The sequence below is a fragment of the Agromyces capsici genome, from assembly GCF_058349965.1.
In genome coordinates, this window is sequence record NZ_JBYRET010000002.1 from 398,199 (window position 1) to 417,037 (window position 18,839).

Consider the following 18,839-nt stretch of genomic DNA (forward strand, 5'->3'; position numbering starts at 1 on the left):
GATGGCAGCGGTGTCGTCCCAATCCCGAGCGGCTCGGCCCGCATCGCCCACAGTGCCCGGACGCATGTCGGCAACGTCCGCACGGTGAACGAGGATGCGCTGCTCGCGCACCCGCCCCTGTACGTCGTGGCCGACGGCATGGGCGGGCACGCCCGCGGCGACGCCGCGAGTCGCGCGGTGATCGACACGTTCACGCGCCACCTCGACACCGGCCGACCCTCGACGCCCGAGCAGGTGCTCGACGCGATCCACAGCTCGAACGAGGTCGTGCGCGCCCTCTCCGCCGACGGCGACGAGGGCACCGCGGTCGCCGGCACCACGGTGGCCGGGATCGTGCTCGTCGACGCGGGCGACGGGCGCGGGGTGAACTGGATGGTCTTCAACGTCGGCGACTCGCGCGTGTACACGTGGGACGGCCGCCGACTGCAGCAGGTCACGGTCGACCACTCGGCCGTGCAGGAGCTCGTCGATGCCGGGCTGATCTCGAACGACGACGCCGAGCGCCACCCCGACCGCAACGTCATCACGCGAGCGGTGGGCGCCGACGACGTCGTCGAGCCCGACGTGTGGCTCGTGCCCGCGACGGGCCGGCAGGTGTTCCTGATCTGCTCCGACGGGCTGTCGAAGGAGGTCGGCGACGAGCAGATCGCGCAGATCCTCACCGGGCACTCCATGCACGCCGCCGGGCTCGCTGGCGAGCTCGTCGAGGCGGCGCTCGCGGCGGGGGCGCGCGACAACGTGACGGCCGTGGTCGTCGAATCCGATCTCGGCGGTGACGTCGACGACGACGGGGCCACGCGCGACCGGGAGGCCGCGCTGCCCGCCGAAGTCGAGCAGACCAGGCCGAGGGGAACGGGGGACGAGGGTGCTGGACTACCGGCCTGACCAACGCGCGCGGTGGCTGGTGGCGGTGCGCGACGAGGCGCTCCTGATGCTGCCGGCCGAGCGCGGCGACGACCTCCGGGCGCTGTGGCCCGTGCTCGGGTCGACGGATGCCGCGGCGCGCGTGATCGATCGCCTCGCCGCCGGCGGGGTCGCGTCGACGCCGAGCTTCGCGCTCGTCGTGCGCGAGCGGGCCGACGGCACGGCGCGCGCGGTCGTGCGCGGACCCATCACCGTTCGGCTCGGCGACGTCGAGGTGTCGGGCGAACAGGTGTCCACCTGGCAGGAGCGCGTGGTCGGCGGTTCGCCCGCGGTGCGGATCGTGGGCGGCACGGCCGATGGCGACGCGGCCGGCGCCGAGTCGCCGCGGCTGCCGCTCGTGGCCGGCGCGGTCGCGACATCCCTCGTCGACTGGTCAGCGGATGGCGCAGGCGAACCGGTCTCGTCCGGTGCCGATGTCGCACCGCGCTCGGCGGCGCCTGACGCGGCGCCGACGCCGTCGCCTGCGGCCGATCGTCCGGATGAGCGCACGATGGTGCCCGACGAGGACACCGTCGTGGGTTTCTCGCGAACCGAGCGGCCGCGCTTCCCGCGAGAGTCCGCGTACACGGTCGCCCCCGTGGAGCCGGAAGCCGCGATTCCGACCACGGTGATCGTGCCTCCGCCGGGTGTCGTGGTCGACGCGTCCGTCGCACCGCCGGCCGTGGCGTCCCCAGGACGGGCGCTCGGCGATCACGACGGGCTGACCGTCGCGAGTGCCGACATCCGCCGGATGCGGGAGGAGCGTGACCGCGAGCGCCACGAGGCGGGCGCTGCCGGGTCGCCGTCGCCCGGCGCGGAGGCGTCGCTCGCGCTCCGGTTGCCCGACGGCTCCATCGAGCCCATCGTCGGCGAGCTCGTGCTCGGCCGGGCGCCCGCGATCGGACGCGTGACCGGCGCGCAGGTGCCCCGCACGGTCGTGATCGGCGCGGGCGACCCCGACATCTCGCGCACCCACCTGCGGGTCGCCGTCGAGGGCGGCACCGCGGTCGTGACCGACCTCGAGTCCCGCAACGGCACGCAGGTCGTCGCACCCGGGCAGCCGCCGGTGCGGCTCCGACCCGCCGAGGCGACCCCCGTCCTGCCCGACACCGTCATCGACCTCGGCGGCGGGTGGACCATCCAGGTGGTGGAGCGCTGATGCGCAGGCCGCCCTCCTCGCCGCCCGACCTTCCCGGCTACACGCCGCTCGGCCTGCTCGGCTCAGGCGGATTCGCCGACGTGTTACTCTACGAGCAGCGCCTGCCGCGCCGCAAGGTCGCAGTGAAGGTGCTCCTCGCCGACGACATCGACGCGGGCACGCGCGCGCAGTTCGTCGCCGAGGCGAACCTCATGGCACGCCTGTCGGCCCATCCGTTCATCGTCACGATCTTCCACGCCGACGTCTCGGCCGACGGACGGCCCTACTTCGTCATGGAGTACTGCTCCGGACCGAGCCTGTCCGAACGGTACAAGCGGCAGCCGCTCACCGTCGAGGACGCGCTGCGCACCGGCATCCGCCTCTCGGGTGCGGTCGCGACCGCGCACGCCGCCGGCATCCTGCATCGCGACATCAAGCCCGCGAACGTGCTCACCAACGACTACGGCTGGCCGGCGCTCAGCGACTTCGGCATTTCGAGCGACCTCGAGGGCGACCTGCCGGTGCACACGATGTCGTTCACGGCCGACCCCGCCGCGACCGGGTCGGGCACCGGCTCCGACCGCGCGGCCGTCGGCATGAGCGTGCCGTGGTCGCCGCCCGAGCTCTTCGAGGACGACCCCCGGCCCGATACGCGCAGCGACGTGTTCGCGCTCGCCGCGACCGTGCACACGCTGCTCGCGGGCCGCACGCCGTTCGAGGTTCCCGGCCGTTCCAACGGGCCGCTCGACCTCATCGGCCGGATCGAGCGCGGCCGCATCACGCCGATCGGCCGCGACGACATTCCGGCGAGCCTCGAGGCGGTCCTGGCGACCGGCATGGCCGTGCGTCGCGAGGACCGCTACCAGAGCGCGGTCGAATTCGGTCGGGCGCTGCAGCGCATCGAGCTCGAGCTCGGCTACTCGGTGACCGGCATCGAGGTCCCGAGCCTGCCGGCCGCGGCTCCCGCCGCGGTGGAGTCGCCCGCGAACGAGCCCGGCGAGGGTGCCGGAGAGGGCGCGGGGGCGACCAGGGCACGGTCCGTCCGGGTCGTGCACGCCGAGGTGCCGCCCGCGGTCGCGGCCGCACCGGCACTCGACGCGCCACCCGACGACGACGCCACGCGCGCTCGCGGCGTGCGCGAGGTGCGGGCGCAGGTCGTGCCATCCGCCCCGCCCTCGGCGCCGGTCGACGACGGCACCGTCATCCGTCCGGCGGTCGGCACCGTCGCCGACCCGGCGCGCGAGGCGCCGGAGTCGCCCGTCGCACCCGACGCGGCGCGATCGCCCCGGCGGCGTCCGCTCGTCGTCGGCATCGCCGCGGCGGCCTCCGCGGTGCTCATCGCCGCGGTCGGCGCTGCCGTCGTGCTCGGCGGCGCGGTCGGTGGCCCGGGCGAGGCGGATCCCGCGTCGACCTCCACGCCGTCCGAGGATGCCGTCGTGGCCGCGCGCGTGCCCGTCGCAACCGTGGGCGCGGGGGCGATCGCGGCCGACGGCACGGTCGTCTTCCCCGTGTCGCACGACGATGCCGAGGAGGGCGACCGCTATCGCTGGCAGCGCGCCGACGGCTCGGGCTCGACCGCGGTGACGCCCGGCCCTGAGATCGTCGTCGACGGCGTCCCTGCCGGCACGACCGTGTGCATCGAGGTGCAGGTGCAGCGCGGCAGCAAGACCTCCGAGCCGGTCACGGGGTGCACGCCGTGAGGCCGCTGCGCGTGGAGTACTGCGGCGAGTGGTACACCGTCGAGTCGGGCCGCACGTTCGGGATCGGCCGCGAGTCCGACCTCACGATCGACGACAACCCCTACCTGCACCGCACCTTCCTCACCCTCTCGAGCGAGTTCGGCCTGTGGTGGCTCTCGAACGTCGGGCAACTGCTGTCGGCGACGGTCTCGGATGCCACGGGCAGCGTGCAGGCCTGGGTGGCGCCGGGTGCGAAGCTGCCGCTGGTATTCCAGACCGTGCACGTGATGTTCAGCGCGGGCGCCACGACGTACGACTTCTCGGTGCATGCCGAGGAGGACTTCTACAACACCTCGCTCACCGCGGCGCCCGCCGACGGCGGCACGACCATCCTGCCGGTGACGCTCACCAGGAGCCAGCGCCTGCTCGTCGTCGCGCTCGCCGAGCACGTGCTCTCGCAGCCGTCCGCCGGACGCGCGACCGTGCCGTCCTCGGCCGAGGCGGCCGCGCGCCTCGGCTGGAGCATGACGACGTTCAACCGCAAGCTCGACAACGTGTGCGAGAAGCTCGACAAGATCGGCGTCGACGGACTTCGCGGCGGGCGCGGCAAGCTCGCCGTCAACCGGCGTGCGCGCCTCGTGGAGTACGCCGTGGCGACCCGCCTCGTGGGCCACGAGGATCTCGCGCTGCTCGACGACGAGTCCGGCGCCGGCTCCTGAGGCGCTCCTCGGCCGGCGTCGGCCGCCGGAGGGTCCTCTCCGATTGATGCGTTCGAATGGGCAGCGGTCCCCATTTCTGGGGTCTCCGGACGCGTGTTAGCGTGATGCCCGGCCCGCCGGTCTCGGCGGCGCCATCCGACGCCCTACCGACGGACGGCACCCGGGGGAGACGAGCTTGGTCACGTTGCGGTCATGGGTGCGCTCGCGCCGGAACATCGCCTCCGCGACCGCCCTCGCGGTGCTCGCCGGCGTGCCCATCGGCATCGCCGCGCTGCATCAGGGGTTCCCGGTCACCGACCCCGACCTGCGCGCCCGCGAGGTGTGGGTCACGAACGCCGAGGAGCTGCTCGCGGGCCGGCTGAACCGCCAGATCGAGGAGCTCGACGCGGCTGTCGCAACCGCGACGAACGAGATCGACGTCGTCCAGGACGGCGAGGACGCGTTCCTGTTCGACCCCGGCGTGGGCTCGATCGAGCGCATCGACCCGTCCTTCACCACGCTCGTGCAGCGCATCGACGTGCCGCCGGCATCGTCGATCGCGTACGGCGGCGACGTGCTCGCCGTGCTCTCGCCCGAGGGCGAGCTCTGGCGCGTGCCCGCTGCGGCCGAGCTCTCGTTCGACTACCGCGGAACCGATCCGATCGCGAAGCTCGGCGACGACGCCGAGGTCGCCGTGAGCAGCACCGGCACGATCTTCGCGACCTCGCCAGGCGAGGGCGAGCTCATCGCGCTGGAGAAGGACTCGACCGAGCCCGAGTCGCGCGGACTCCCGAAGCTCGGGCGCCACCAGCTCGCCGCGGTGGGCGAGCGACCCGTCGTGTTCGACGTCGAGGGCGACGCCGTCATCGTCGACGGGCGCGAGATCGCGCTCCCCGAGCCCGCACTGCGGATCCAGCAGTCCGGCCCCGAGCGCGACCGCGTCGTGCTCGCCACGGCGACCGACCTGCTCGACGTACCGCTCGGCGGCGGCGAGGTCCGCACCATCTCGAGCGGCGCCGAGGTCGCCGCGGCGAACGCCGACGAGGTCGCGGCGCCGGTGCGACTCGGTTCCTGCATCCACGGCGCGTGGGCGGCAGGGCAGCGCTACGTCGCCGCGTGCGACGGGCAGGAGCCGGAGTCGCTCGCGATCGACCAGCCGACGGCCGGCTCCCGACTCGAGTTCCGCGTGAACCGCGACGTGATCGTGCTGAACGACCTCACGAACGGCAACTCCTGGCTCGTCGACTCCGACCTGCGGCTCGTCGACAACTGGGAGGAGGTCACGCCGCCCGAGGAGAGCGACGAACTCGAGGGCGACGAGAAGTCGGCCCAGCAGACCTTCGAGGACACGCTCGCGGAGCGCACCGACGTGAACCGCCCGCCGGTCGCGCGCGACGACGACTACGGCGTGCGGCCCGGCCGCGCCACCATCGTCGAGGTGCTCGAGAACGACACCGATCCCGACGGCGACGTGCTCACGATCGCCTCGACGTCCGACATCCCGGATTCCGCAGGTCGGCTCGAGGTGATCGACGGCGGCCGGACGCTGCAGTTCTCCCCGGCCGAGGGCGCGGCGGGCAGCGTCTCGTTCCGGTACGGCGTCGACGACGGCCGCGGCGGGGTCGCCGAGGCATCCGTGAACCTGCGCATCGTGCCGGAGAGCGAGAACGCGGCGCCCGCCTCGATCCGGTCGGGTGCCATCAGCGTCGAGCAGGGCCAGCAGCTCTCGTACAACGTGCTCGCCGACTGGAACGACCCCGACGGCGACGACCTGTACCTCGTCGACGCCTCGCCGACGGGCGGCGACACCGTGCGGTCGAGCCCCGACGGCTTCGTGACCTTCGAGCACCGGTCGGCCGAGCTCGGCACCAAGGAGGTGCAGTTCACGGTCTCCGACGGGCAGGCCACCGCGGCAGGCACGCTCATCGTCGAGGTGAAGCCGACCGGCACGCTGAATCCGATCGGCACGCCCGACTTCGCACGGGTCTTCGTGGGCGAGACCGAGCTGATCGAGCCGCTCGCGAACGACCTCTCGCCCTCCGGGGCGGGCCTCGAACTGCTGGGGGTCGCGGATGTGCCCGACGACGCCTCGGCGACGCCGAACGTCGAGCGCGGCACCATCGCGTTCTCGAGCAGCGCGCCCGGCGAGTACGTGTTCCTGTACGACCTCGGCGCGGGCGCTGCCGTGAGCAAGGGCCTCATCCGCGTCCAGGTCGTCGACCGGCCCGGCGAGGCGCCGCCGCCGGTCGCGGTCAAGGACACCGCGTACCTGCGGGCGGGCGAGCCGCTCTCCGTCCCGGTGCTCGCCAACGACGTCTCGCCGTCGGGCCGCGTGCTCGCCGTGCAGTCCGTCGACGACGCGGCCACCGACGGCCTGGTCTCCGTCGAGATCCTCACCAACACCGTCCTGCGGATCACCGCCTCGCAGGCGCTCGACCGGCAGCTGCAGTTCCCGTACACGATCTCCGACGGCGTGAACACGTCGACCGCGACCGTGACGGTGGTGCCGGTGCCGCCGCTCGTCAAGCACCAGCCGCCCGTCGCCGTCGACGACGGCGCGATCGTGCGCGCCGGCGACATCGTCACCGTGCCCGTGCTCGAGAACGACTACCATCCGGATGCCGCGACCCTCCACGTGCTTCCCGAACTCGTCGAGGTGCAGGCTCCCGAGGGCCTCGCCTTCGTCGACGGCGAGACGGTGCGGTTCCAGGCACCCGAGGAGCCGGGCGTCTACAGCGCCGTCTACACGATCGGCGACGACCACGAGCAGACCGCGCGCGCCAGGGTCGACTTCACGGTCGTCGCGCGCGACGCGGGGGAGAACCGCCCGCCGCTCCCGACGCCGCTGACCTCGCGCACCTTCGCCGGGTCGGCGGTGAGGATCGACGTGCCGCTCGACCAGCTCGATCCCGACGGCGACTCCATCACCCTCACCGGCCTCGACGCGGCGCCGAGCCTCGGCCGGATCATCGAGCGAACGAGCACGACGTTGACGTACGAGGCCTTCCCGGGCTCCGCCGGCACGGACTCGTTCAGCTACGAGGTGCGCGACACGCTCGGCGCGACCGCGACCGGCACCATCCGGATCGGGGTGATTCCACGTCCCGAGGTCCAGCTGCCGCCGAAGGCGGTCGACGACACGATCGAGATGAAGCCCGGGCGCACCGCGTCGGTCGAGGTCCTCCTGAACGACTCCGACCCGAGCGGCTACCGCCTGCACGTCGCCGACCTGCCCGAGGTCGACGAGGGGATCAAGGCCGAGATCCGCGATCGTCGCCGCATCGTCGTGAGGGCGCCCGAGCAGGAGGCCGCGTACACGATCCGGTACGAGATCTCGAACGGGCACGGCGGCGCCGACACCGCGTTCCTCCAGGTCGCGGTCACGGAGGATGCCGTCATCGACCCGCCCACGGCCGAGGACCAGGTGATCGAACCCGAGGAGGTCGTCGACGGCGAATCGGTCGTGGTCGACCCGCTCGCCGACGCCACGAACCCGGGCGGGCTGGTCGAGGACCTCGTCGTCACGGTCGAGGGCCCGAACGCCGGGCTCGCCGAGGTCGGGTCCGACGGGACCATCGAGGTGACCCCGGGGCGCGAACGGTACGCCGTGGCGTACCGGCTCACGAACGACCTCGACGACCTCTCGGCCATGGCCTTCGTGATCGTGCCACCCGTGCCGTCCGGCGACGACACCGTCGAGGAGACCCAGCGTCCGAAGACGCCCGAGGAACTGCTCGCCGAGGAGAAGGCGAAGTTCCCTGCGCCGTACCTGAAAGACCTCGGCGAGATCGTCGTGCCGATGAACGGCCGGATCAGCTGGAACATCGACGACCTCGTCGTGGTGCCCTCGGGCAACCCCGCGACCATCCTGAGCGCGTCCTCCACGAATTCGGGCGAGCCCCCGTTCGTGAGCGGCACCGCGCTCCAGTTCGTGCCCGCGAAGGACTACCGCGGCGCGGCGTCGGTGACCTTCGAGGTGACCGACGGCGAGGGCGCCGACGATCCCGTGGGGCGCACCGCCATCCTCACGATCCCGATCACGGTCGGCGATCCGGACTTCAACGACGCGCCGCCCGCGTTCACGCCCCGCAGCGAGACGATCGAGGCGGGAGAGGCGCCGCTCGACGTCGACCTCCGCTCGTCGACCGATCACCCGAACCCCGACAACATCCAGCGGGTCGAGTACCGCAACCTCAGCGGAGCCACCGCCGACGTGCAGGCGCAGATCGTCGAGGGGTCGATCCTGCGGGTGTCGTCGCCGCTGGGCGTGCAGCCCGGCACGAAGGTGCGCATCGCGTTCGACGTCGTGTTCAACGAGTTCACGGTCCCGGGCTACGTCGACGTGCAGGTGGTCTCGTCCACGCGCGCGCTGCCGCAGGCCAACGACGACGGGCCCGAGTACATGCAGCGCGGCGAAACCAAGCGGATCGACGTGCTCGCGAACGACTTCAACCCGTTCGCGCCCGACTCGCCGCTGCGGATCGTCGCCGCCCAGATCGACCAGCAGAGCGTCGGCTCGAACGCGAGCGTGAGCCACACCGACTCCGACCTCACGGTGCGCACGGGTTCCGCATTCACCGGCACGCTCAGCGTCGTCTACCGGATCCAGGACGGCACGCGCGACCCCGCCCGCGAGACGCAGGGCCGGGTGACGGTCGTCGTGCGCGACGAGCCCGACGCGCCGAACGCGCCGACGGCGACCGCCGGCGACGGCGCCGCGACCGTGCGGTGGAACATCCCGGCCAACAACAACGCCCAGATCGACGGTTACCAGCTCGACGTCAACGGCTCGATCCGCGACGTGCCCGCGTCGGCAGGCGGAACGAACTACGGCGTGGGCGGCCTCGACAACGGCACGACGTACACCTTCAAGGTGCGCGCGCACAACACGATCGGATGGGGCGCCTGGTCGGCTCCGTCGAATGCGGTGACTCCATACGGCACGCCGACCGCTCCGCGGAGCGTCTCCGCCCAGGTCAACGGCACCGCGCCGGCGAGCGTCGACGTCAGCTGGGCCGCGCCCGTCGACACGGGCGGCGGCAGCGTGCGCTACGAGGTCAAGCTCGACTCGGGCGCGTGGACGAACTCGGGCACCGACCGCACCCACCGCTTCACCGACGTCGGCGCGGGCAGCCACACCGTCCAGGTGCGGGCGGTCAACCAGGGCAGCAACCGGTCGGGGCCCGCCGATTCGGCGAACTTCGCCGTGCAGAACCCGCAGCCGTCGGGCACGATCGGCAAGGGGCCGAGCCGGTCCTGCGACAGCGGCGGCGGCGGATGCGCAGAGGTGCGCATCACGTGGAGCAACATGGATCCCGGCACGTACCGCGTCTTCGCGACGATCAACGGCGCCGCCTGCTGCGGCTACCAGCAGACCGTCGACGTCGGCGCGAACGGACAGCTCCAGCTGCTGAACCACCTCGGCGTCCGACCGGCCAATGAGACGATCGCCGTGCGCTTCGAGAACGTCAGCGGCGGGACGTCCCGGACCCTGGGCGCGATCAGCGGCAGCCAGTGGAACAACCTCGCCTACAACACGTGGTGACCCGTGACACGACACAGGCCCCGGATATCGAAGGAACGAACATGCCCGTGACCCAAGACCAGGCCCTGTGGTTCCAGGACGCCTTCTCGAAGCTCGTCGACAACGTCGACCGCGCGATCCTCGGCAAGCGGCACATCATCGAGCTCGTCGTCATGGCGATGCTCTCCGAGGGGCACGTGCTGCTCGAGGACTACCCGGGCACGGGCAAGACCGTGCTCGCGAAGGCGCTCGCCAACACCCTCGACGGCACGCACTCGCGCATCCAGTTCACGCCCGACCTGCTGCCGTCGGATGTCACGGGCGTGACGATCTACGACCAGGGCAAGGGCCAGTTCGAGTTCCACCGCGGCCCGATCTTCGCCTCGATCGTGCTCGCCGACGAGATCAACCGCGCGAGCCCGAAGACCCAGTCGGCGCTCCTCGAGGTCATGGAGGAGGGCCGGGTCACGGTCGACGGCGTCGGCTACGAGGTGGGCAGCCCGTTCATGGTCATCGCGACGCAGAACCCGGTCGAGCAGGCCGGCACCTACTCGCTGCCCGAGGCGCAGCTCGACCGGTTCCTCATCAAGACCTCGCTCGGCTACCCCGACCACGACACGGCCGTCACGCTGCTGCTCGACTCGGCCAACCGGGCACGAGCGTCGAAGGTGTCGCCCATCATCGCGTCGAGCTCGGTGACGACCATGGCCCGGCTCGCAGCCGAGGTGCACGTGGATGCCGCGGTGCTGTCGTACCTCAACCAGATCGTCTCCGCGACCCGCGACCACCGCGACGCGGCGCTCGGCGTGAGCATGCGCGGCGCGCTCGCGCTCGCCCGCGCGGCGAAGACGTGGGCGATCTCGCGCGGACGCAGCTACGTCACGCCCGACGACGTGCGCGAGCTCGCCGTGCCTGTGCTCGCGCACCGCATCATCGTCGACCCCGAGTCGGAGTTCGCCGGCGTGACCGCCGACGAGATCGTCTCGAAGGTGCTCGCCGAGGTCGCGCCGCCGGCGTACCGGGCGGCATGACGCTCGAGACCGACGCACCAGTCACGCCCGCGACGCCCCCGTCGCAGGCGCGCATCGCACTGCGCTCGGTGCGGCGCTCGCTCGCGGCATCCGCCCGCTCGGTTGCGGCAGGGGCGCGCCGGGCAAGCGCCGCCGTCGCGGCGTTCACCGCGCCGGTCACCGGCGTGATCTCCCCGGTCGGATGGCTCGTGCTCGCCGCGGCCGCGGTCGCGCTCGTGCTCGCGTGGGTACTCGGATGGATCGAGCTCGCCTTCGTCGGCGCGACGCTGCTGGCCGCCGTCCTCATCGCCATCCCGTTCACGTTCGGGCGCATGCGGTACCGCGTCGACATCGAGCTGCAGCCGCGTCGCGTGGTGGCGGGGGAGCGGGCGCTCGGCCGCCTCGTCGTGCACAACATCGCCGACGCGGCATCCGTGCCCTCGCAGCTCGAGCTGCCCGTCGGCCGCGGGCTCGCCGAGTTCGTCATCCCGTCCATCGCCGCCGGCGGCGAGCACGAGGAGCTGTTCGCCGTGCCGACGAAGCGGCGCGCCGTGATCGTGGCCGGCCCCGCGGCATCCGTTCGCGGCGACCAACTGGGCCTGTTGCGACGCGAGGTGCGCTGGACCGACCCCGTCGAGCTGTTCGTGCACCCCGTGACCGCGCGGCTGCGGCCGTCGGCGGCGGGGCTCGTGCGCGACCTCGAGGGCGAGATCACCAAGACCATCACCGACAACGACATCTCGTTCCACGCGTTGCGCGCCTACGAGCCGGGCGATGCGCTGCGCAACGTGCACTGGCGCACGTCGGCGCGCACCGGCCAGCTCATGGTGCGTCAGTACGAGGAGACTCGCCGGTCGCAGCTGCTCCTCGTGCAGGCCACGAGCGCCGCGCACTACGCCTCCGACGACGAGTTCGAGCTCGCAGTGTCGGTCGTCGCCTCGCTCGGCGTGCAGGTCATCCGGGATGCCACGCGCCTCGCGACCGCGACCGACCGGCTGCGCCTGAACACCGCGACGCCCACCGCGCTGCTCGACGACACGAGCCGGATCGAGCCCCTCGAGGCCGGGGCGGCGCCCGTGCGCGACCTCGTGCGCGAGGCCGCGAAGCGCGTGCCGGCGCCGAGCGTCGTGATCGTCGTGGGCGGCTCGCGCGCGCCGCTCGCCGAGTTCCGCGCGGTCGAGACGGTCTTCGGCTCCGACACCCAGGTGCTCGTATTCCGCGCCGAGCTGGGCGCGGCGTCGCGCATCACGCGCGTCGGCGAGTCGACCGTCGTCACCGTGGGCGCGCTCGACGAGCTCGCCCGCCTCGTGCGGAGGGTGCGACCGTGACCCGGATCCCGCGTTCCGCGCTCGCCGACCTCGGCGTGCTCTCGGCGCTCTCGCTGCTCGCGATCGCCGGGTACGAGACGAGCTTCGGCGGCCTCGACTTCCTGCTCGCCGCGGTCGCCGGACTCGCGGTGGGCACGCTCGCCGCGGTGCTCGGCACGCTGTGGCGGCTGAACGTGCTCACGACGGTCCTGCTCGGGATCGTGCTCTACTTCCTCGTCGGCACGCCGTTCGTGATGCCCGAGGCGGCGCTGTTCGTCGTGCTCCCGTCACTCATCTCGCTCGCCGGGCTCGCCGTCGGCGCGGTGCACGGCTGGGCCGACATCCTCACCATCGCGGCGCCCGTCGAGGCGCCCGCGTACGTCGCCGCGGTGCCCTACGCGGCTGCAACGGTCGTCTCGCTCGTGGGCGGGCTGCTGGTGCTGCGATGGCTGGCGGTGCGTCGCACGCCGCTCCGCGCGGCGGTGCTGCTCGTCGGCCCCGCGTTGCTGTTCCTGTCGGGCATCCTGCTCGGCACCGACGAGGCCTTCCTCGCCGCCGTGCGGGGGGTCGCGTTCGCGGCCGTCGCGCTCGCGTGGGTCGCCTGGCGGCGCGATGCGCAGGTCGAGGCGTCGGGGGATGGCGCGGCGCGCCTCCGCCGGCGCAAGCTCACCGGATCGGCCGCGGTCGTCGCCGGCGCCGTCGCCATCGGCACCGTGGCGGGCCTGGCGTTCGCACCCGTCGCGCCCGATCGGTTCGTGCTGCGCGAGCAGGTCGTGCCGCCGTTCGACCCGCTGGAGTTCCCGAGCCCGCTCGCGGGATTCCGCGAGTACACGAAGGACCTCGCCGAGGAGCCGCTGTTCACGATCACGGGGCTCGAACCCGGCGACGCCGTGCGCCTCGCGGCGATGGACTCGTACACCGGCCGGCTCTGGAACGTCGCCGGGCCCGAGCAGGCCGCGGCCGACGGCGGCTACGCGATCGTCGGCACGACGCTGCCCGAACCGGAGCTCGCCGATCTCGGCAGCGGCCGTTCGATCGAGGTCGAGGTGCTCGCCTACGACGACGTGTGGCTGCCGACCGTGGGCTACGGCTCCGAGCTCGAGCTGCTCGACGCCGGTGCGGTGGAGCGCGCGGGCGACCTGCGCTACAACGCCGCGGCGGGCACGGCCGTGCTCACGAGCGGCACGGCCGACTCCACCCGCTACCGCGTCGAGTCGCGGATCCAGCGCGAGCCCGACGACCAGGCGCTCGCCGATGTCCCGGTCGCGCAGCTGCCGCTGCCGGTCGTGGAGAACCTGCCCGACGTGGTCGCCGCGAAGGCCGACGAGTACGCCGGCGAGGCCGCGACGCCGATCGAGCAGCTCCGGGCGATCGAGCGCGGCCTCAAGACCAACGGCTTCCTCAGCCACGGCCTGGCCAGCGACGCGGTGCCCTCGCGCGCGGGCCACGGCGCCGACCGGCTCATCGAGCTGTTCACGCGCACGCAGATGGTCGGCGACGCCGAGCAGTACGCCGCGGCGATGGCGCTCATGGCCCGCCACCTCGGCTATCCGTCGCGCGTGGTGATGGGCTACGCGCCCGGGGTCGCCGAGGGCGCCGGTGCGGTCGAGGTGCTCGGCTCCGACGTGACGGCGTGGGTCGAGGTGCCGTTCGAGGGCGTCGGCTGGGTCTCGTTCCGACCCACGCCCGACAACGTCGACGTGCCCCAGGAGCAGACGCCCAAGCCGAAGTCCGAACCGCAGCCGCAGGTGCGCCAGCCGCCGCGCGCCGAGCAGGCGGAAGACGAGTTGCTCACCACGGTCGAGATCGACGACACCGACGACGAGGACCGCGACCGCCCGTTCCAGCTGCCCGCGTGGGCGTGGGCGATCATCCTCTCGCTCGGCATCCCCGCCGCGATCGTGCTGCTGCCGATGCTCGCCGTCGCGCTCGCGAAGCGGCGACGCCGCGCCATCCGTCGCCGCGGCGCCGGAGACCGCCAGGCCGCCGGGGCGTGGGAGGAGCTCGTGGACCGCTACGCCGAGCTCGGCTTCGAGCCGCCCGAGCGGGCCTCGCGCCTGCAGACGGCGCGCGACCTCGAACGCCAGCTCGACGAGCATGGCCTCGGCGCGGTGCGAACGGGCGACGGCGGGGCGCGGCTCTCGACGATCGCGGCGACCGTCGACCGCGACGTGTTCGCCGCCGGCGACGTCGCGCCCGCGTCGGTCGAACGGCGATGGTCCGAGGCGGATGCCGCGGTGGCGGCGGTCGCGGAGGCGGCCGGGCGCGTGCGGCGGTTCGTGGCACGGTACCGGATGCGTCGCCGCGGACGCGACGGTTAAGGTGGGGGCGTGAGCGAGCCCGACTTCATCGTGCCCCCGCCCGGGCTCGTGCCCGACGCCCCGGAGCCCGAAACGCCGGAGCGCACGGTGCAGGCGCCCGACCGGCTCCCCGCCTTCCGGCCCGCGACGCCCGTGGTGCCGCCGCCGGGCGCCCGGCCCGGGGTCCCGACGGCGCCACCCGTGCCGCCGGGCGACACGGTGTCGCCAGCCACCGCTCCGCCCACCGCGGCGCCGCCCTCGGCGCCCCCGCTGGGCCCCTGGCGACTCCGCAGCGCCGACGGCGCGGAGTTCACTGTCGTCGACCGCGTGGTCGCGGGTCGCGACCCGCAACCCGACGCCGTCCAAGGCGGCGGCACGCCCGTCGCCATCCTCGACCCGGCCCGCTCGGTGTCGAAGACGCATGCGTTGCTCGTGGCCGACGGCGACCGCCTCCTCGTCACCGACCTGCGCTCGACCAACGGGGTGCGCATCTGGCCCGACGGCGCGGATCCCGTCGAACTCGAGCCCGGCGTGCCCACGGCGGTGCCGGCCGACGCCGTGCTCCTCCTCGGCGACGTGGCGTTCCTCGTCGACCGCGCGCCCGCCACTTCGGCCTGAGGTCATCGAACGGTTCGAGCTCCGGCGGGATGGTAGCCTTGCGGGGTGCTCAGCGGCCGGCTTCTTCTTCTCCGCCGCGACGGGGCCTCGTTCTGACGGCCTTCCCCGTCGCGGAGTTCGTCGTCGGCTGCCACACCCGTCACGAGGAAGAACACATCCATGACCGCGGAAGCGACTGAGCAGTACCCGAACATCCCCGATCGCCCGCGCACCCTGGCCGAGAAGGTCTGGGACGCGCACCTGGTGAAGAAGGGCGAGGACGGCACGCCCGACCTCATCTACATCGACCTGCACCTCGTGCACGAGGTCACGAGCCCGCAGGCGTTCGACGGCCTCCGAATGGCGGGGCGCCCCGTCCGACGTCCCGACCTCACGATCGCGACCGAGGATCACAACACCCCGACGCTCGACATCGACAAGCCCATCGCCGACCCGACGAGCCGCACCCAGATCGAGACGCTGCGCCGCAATGCCGCGGAGTTCGGGATCCGGATCCACTCGCTCGGCGACAAGGAGCAGGGCATCGTCCATGTCGTGGGTCCGCAGCTCGGCCTCACGCAGCCCGGAATCACCGTCGTCTGCGGCGACAGCCACACCTCGACGCACGGCGCCTTCGGCGCGATGGCGTTCGGCATCGGCACGAGCGAGGTCGAGCACGTCATGGCGACCCAGACGCTGCCGCTGAAGCCGTTCAAGACCATGGCGATCACCGTCGAGGGCGAGCTCCGCCCGGGCGTGACCGCGAAGGACATCATCCTCGCCGTGATCGCCAAGATCGGCACCGGCGGCGGGCAGGGCTACGTGCTCGAGTACCGAGGCAGCGCCATCCGTGCGCTGTCGATGGACGGCCGCATGACCATCTGCAACATGTCGATCGAGGCCGGGGCGCGTGCCGGCATGGTCGCGCCCGACGAGACCACGTTCGCCTACCTGGAGGGTCGCGCGCACGCGCCGCAGGGTGCCGACTGGGACGCGGCGGTCGAGTACTGGACGACGCTGCCGACCGACGAGGGCGCGGTGTTCGACGCCGAGGTCTTCATCGACGCGAACGAGCTCGAGCCGTTCGTCACCTGGGGCACCAACCCCGGCCAGGGCGTCTCGCTCAGCGACGTCGTGCCCGACCCCGCCGCGATCGACGACCAGCACGAGCGGGCCGCCGCCGAGCGCGCGCTCGAGTACATGGACCTCCAGGCCGGCACGCCGCTCAAGGACATCAAGGTCGACGCCGTCTTCATGGGCTCCTGCACGAACAGCCGCATCGAAGACCTGCGCGCGTTCGCGTCGATCGTGAAGGGCCGGAAGAAGGCCGACGGCGTGCGCGTCATGGTCGTGCCCGGGTCGGCCCGCGTGCGGCTCGAGGCCGAGGCCGAGGGCCTCGACAAGGTGTTCGAGGAGTTCGGCGCCGAGTGGCGCTTCGCGGGCTGCTCGATGTGCCTCGGCATGAACCCCGACCAGCTCGCACCGGGGGAGCGCTGCGCCTCCACGAGCAACCGCAACTTCGAGGGACGCCAGGGCAAGGGCGGTCGCACCCACCTCGTCTCGCCGCTCGTCGCGGCCGCCACCGCGGTGCGCGGCACGCTGTCGAGCCCCTGGGACCTGGAGCAGGATCAGGGACTCGAGACGCCGGCCTCGCAGGCTGCTCGACCCGCACACGAGGAGGTCTCGGCCTGATGGAGAAGTTCAGCACCGTCACCGGCGTGGCCGCCCCGCTGCGCCGCTCGAACGTCGACACCGACCAGATCATCCCCGCCGTCTTCCTCAAGCGCGTCACCAAGACGGGCTTCGACGACGCGCTCTTCCACGCCTGGCGGCAGGACCCCGAGTTCGTGCTCAACCAGCCGGCCTACGAAGGTGCCGCCATCCTCATCGCCGGCCCCGACTTCGGCACCGGCTCGAGCCGCGAGCACGCCGTCTGGGCCCTTCGCGACTACGGCTTCACGGTCGTCATCTCGAGCCGCTTCGGCGACATCTTCCGCGGCAACTCCGGCAAGCAGGGCCTGCTCGCCGCGCAGGTCGCCTACGAGGACGTGGAACTGCTGTGGGAGGCGATCGAGGCCCAGCCGGGAATAGCGGCGACCGTCGATCTGGTTGAGCGTACGGTGAGCATCGGCTCGCTCACGGTTTCATTCGACATCGACGATTACACTCGGTGGCGGCTCCTGGAAGGGCTCGACGACATCGGGCTCACCCTCCGGGACGAGCCGGCCATCGCCGAGTTCGAGTCGCACCGAGAGGCGTGGCGCCCGACGACCCTCCCCATCCGGGAGCCGGCAGAGACAGGGAACTGAGTGAACACACTCGTGGATGACGCGAAGCAGCACGGCACGGCGGTCGGCCTCCCGGTCGACCGCATCACGATCAACGGCGGCAAGCCGCTTCGCGGCCGGATCGAGTTGAAGGGCGCGAAGAACCTCGTCACCAAGGCGATGGTCGCGGCCATCCTCGGCGACACGCCGAGCGTGCTCAGGGACGTGCCGAACATCAGCGACGTGCGCATCGTGCGCGGCCTGCTCGAGGTGCACGGCGTGACCGTGACCGAGGGCGCCGATGAGGGCGAGCTCGTGCTCGACCCGGCCGCCGTCGAGACGGCGCACATGGCCGAGGTCGATGCGCACGCGGGCTCCAGCCGCATCCCGATCCTGTTCTGCGGGCCGCTCCTGCACCGCCTCGGCGAGGCGTTCATCCCCGACCTCGGCGGCTGCCGCATCGGCGACCGCCCCATCGACTACCACCTCGAGGTGCTGCGCAACTTCGGCGCCATCGTCGAGAAGCTCCCCAGCGGCATCCGCATGTCGGCCCCCAACGGCCTGCACGGCGCGAAGGTCTCGCTGCCGTACCCGAGCGTCGGGGCGACCGAGCAGGTGCTGCTCACCGCGGTGCTCGCCGAGGGCATCACCGAGCTGTCGGGCGCGGCGATCGAGCCCGAGATCATGGACCTCATCAACATCCTGCAGAAGATGGGCGCCATCATCACGGTCGACACCGACCGCGTCATCCGCATCGAGGGCGTCGCGAAGCTCCAGGGCTACACGCACCGCGCCCTCTTCGACCGCAACGAGGCCGCCAGCTGGGCGGCCGCGGCGCTCGCGACCGAGGGCGACATCTTCGTCGGCGGCGCCCGCCAGGCCGAGATGCTCACGTTCCTCAACGTGTTCCGCAAGGTCGGCGGCGACTTCGACATCCAGGACGACGGAATCCGGTTCTACCACCCCGGCGGCGAGCTGAAGCCCGTGATCATCGAGACCGACGTGCACCCCGGGTTCATGACCGACTGGCAGCAGCCGCTCGTGGTCGCGCTCACCAAGGCCAAGGGCGTCTCGATCGTGCACGAGACGGTGTACGAGCAGCGCTTCGGCTTCGTCGACGCGCTCGTCGAGATGGGCGCGTCGATCGAGGTGCACAAGGAGTGCCTCGGCGGGCGGCCCTGCCGCTTCGGCCAGCGCAACTTCAAGCACTCCGCGGTGATCTCCGGTCCGTCGCAGCTGCGCGGCGCCGACATCGAGGTCCCCGACCTCCGTGGCGGCTTCAGCCACCTGATCGCGGCGCTCACCGCAGAGGGGCGTTCGACCGTCTCGAACGTCGGCATCATCGCGCGCGGCTACGAGAACTTCATCACCAAGCTGGAGCTGCTCGGAGCGGACTTCGCGCTCGAAGGATAATGG

12 protein-coding genes are annotated in these 18,839 nt (G+C 72.5%); all 12 read left to right on the forward strand.

Annotated features, from left to right (window positions below; translation table 11 throughout):
* Positions 1-84: 84 nt before the first annotated feature.
* The 12 genes from AC3RKB_RS15655 (at position 85) to murA (ending at position 18,836) form a co-directional block, all read left to right on the forward strand.
* The gene (locus tag AC3RKB_RS15655; protein WP_491437179.1) at positions 85-885 is read left to right on the forward strand and encodes a PP2C family protein-serine/threonine phosphatase; all 801 of its coding nucleotides are present in this window, start codon (positions 85-87) and stop codon (positions 883-885) included.
* A 19-nt stretch (positions 886-904) separates the two neighbouring features.
* On the forward strand, positions 905-2,062 hold the full coding sequence (locus tag AC3RKB_RS15660) for an FHA domain-containing protein (protein ID WP_491437180.1): 1,158 nt from the start codon (positions 905-907) through the stop codon (positions 2,060-2,062).
* On the forward strand, positions 2,062-3,741 hold the full coding sequence (locus tag AC3RKB_RS15665; RefSeq protein ID WP_491437181.1) for a serine/threonine-protein kinase: 1,680 nt from the start codon (positions 2,062-2,064) through the stop codon (positions 3,739-3,741). Before AC3RKB_RS15660 ends, AC3RKB_RS15665 begins: the two co-directional genes overlap by 1 nt.
* Entirely contained in the window at positions 3,738-4,439 is a 702-nt protein-coding gene (locus AC3RKB_RS15670) for an FHA domain-containing protein (protein ID WP_491437182.1), read from the forward strand. Before AC3RKB_RS15665 ends, AC3RKB_RS15670 begins: the two co-directional genes overlap by 4 nt.
* A 175-nt stretch (positions 4,440-4,614) precedes the next feature.
* Complete coding sequence (locus tag AC3RKB_RS15675) at positions 4,615-9,963, forward strand: Ig-like domain-containing protein (protein WP_491437183.1); 5,349 nt, start codon at positions 4,615-4,617, stop codon at positions 9,961-9,963.
* Positions 9,964-10,004: 41 nt separating this feature from the next.
* Positions 10,005-10,973 (forward strand): AAA family ATPase, encoded by a 969-nt coding sequence (locus AC3RKB_RS15680; protein WP_491437184.1) that lies wholly within the window; start codon positions 10,005-10,007, stop codon positions 10,971-10,973.
* Complete coding sequence (locus AC3RKB_RS15685) at positions 10,970-12,280, forward strand: DUF58 domain-containing protein (protein WP_491437185.1); 1,311 nt, start codon at positions 10,970-10,972, stop codon at positions 12,278-12,280. Before AC3RKB_RS15680 ends, AC3RKB_RS15685 begins: the two co-directional genes overlap by 4 nt.
* Positions 12,277-14,580, forward strand: a complete 2,304-nt coding sequence (locus AC3RKB_RS15690) for a transglutaminase-like domain-containing protein (protein WP_491437186.1) — start codon at positions 12,277-12,279, stop codon at positions 14,578-14,580. The genes AC3RKB_RS15685 and AC3RKB_RS15690 overlap by 4 nt, the downstream gene beginning before the upstream one ends.
* A 9-nt stretch (positions 14,581-14,589) precedes the next feature.
* Positions 14,590-15,177 (forward strand): FHA domain-containing protein, encoded by a 588-nt coding sequence (locus tag AC3RKB_RS15695; protein WP_491437187.1) that lies wholly within the window; start codon positions 14,590-14,592, stop codon positions 15,175-15,177.
* 159 nt (positions 15,178-15,336) lie between these two features.
* Positions 15,337-16,848, forward strand: coding sequence for a 3-isopropylmalate dehydratase large subunit (leuC, locus tag AC3RKB_RS15700; RefSeq protein ID WP_491437188.1), 1,512 nt, complete (start codon positions 15,337-15,339; stop codon positions 16,846-16,848).
* Complete coding sequence (gene leuD / locus AC3RKB_RS15705; protein ID WP_491437189.1) at positions 16,848-17,465, forward strand: 3-isopropylmalate dehydratase small subunit; 618 nt, start codon at positions 16,848-16,850, stop codon at positions 17,463-17,465. Before leuC ends, leuD begins: the two co-directional genes overlap by 1 nt.
* The gene (gene murA, locus AC3RKB_RS15710) at positions 17,466-18,836 is read left to right on the forward strand and encodes a UDP-N-acetylglucosamine 1-carboxyvinyltransferase (protein WP_491437190.1); all 1,371 of its coding nucleotides are present in this window, start codon (positions 17,466-17,468) and stop codon (positions 18,834-18,836) included. It abuts the gene before it with no gap.
* The last annotated feature ends 3 nt before the right edge of the window (positions 18,837-18,839 follow it).

Coding starts and splice junctions, on each gene's coding strand:
- AC3RKB_RS15665 (WP_491437181.1), top strand. CDS start 2,062: ATGCGCAGGCCGCCCTCCTCGCCGCCCGACCTTCCCGGCTACACGCCG.
- AC3RKB_RS15680 (WP_491437184.1), top strand. CDS start 10,005: ATGCCCGTGACCCAAGACCAGGCCCTGTGGTTCCAGGACGCCTTCTCG.
- AC3RKB_RS15685 (WP_491437185.1), top strand. CDS start 10,970: ATGACGCTCGAGACCGACGCACCAGTCACGCCCGCGACGCCCCCGTCG.
- leuC (WP_491437188.1), top strand. CDS start 15,337: ATGACCGCGGAAGCGACTGAGCAGTACCCGAACATCCCCGATCGCCCG.
- leuD (WP_491437189.1), top strand. CDS start 16,848: ATGGAGAAGTTCAGCACCGTCACCGGCGTGGCCGCCCCGCTGCGCCGC.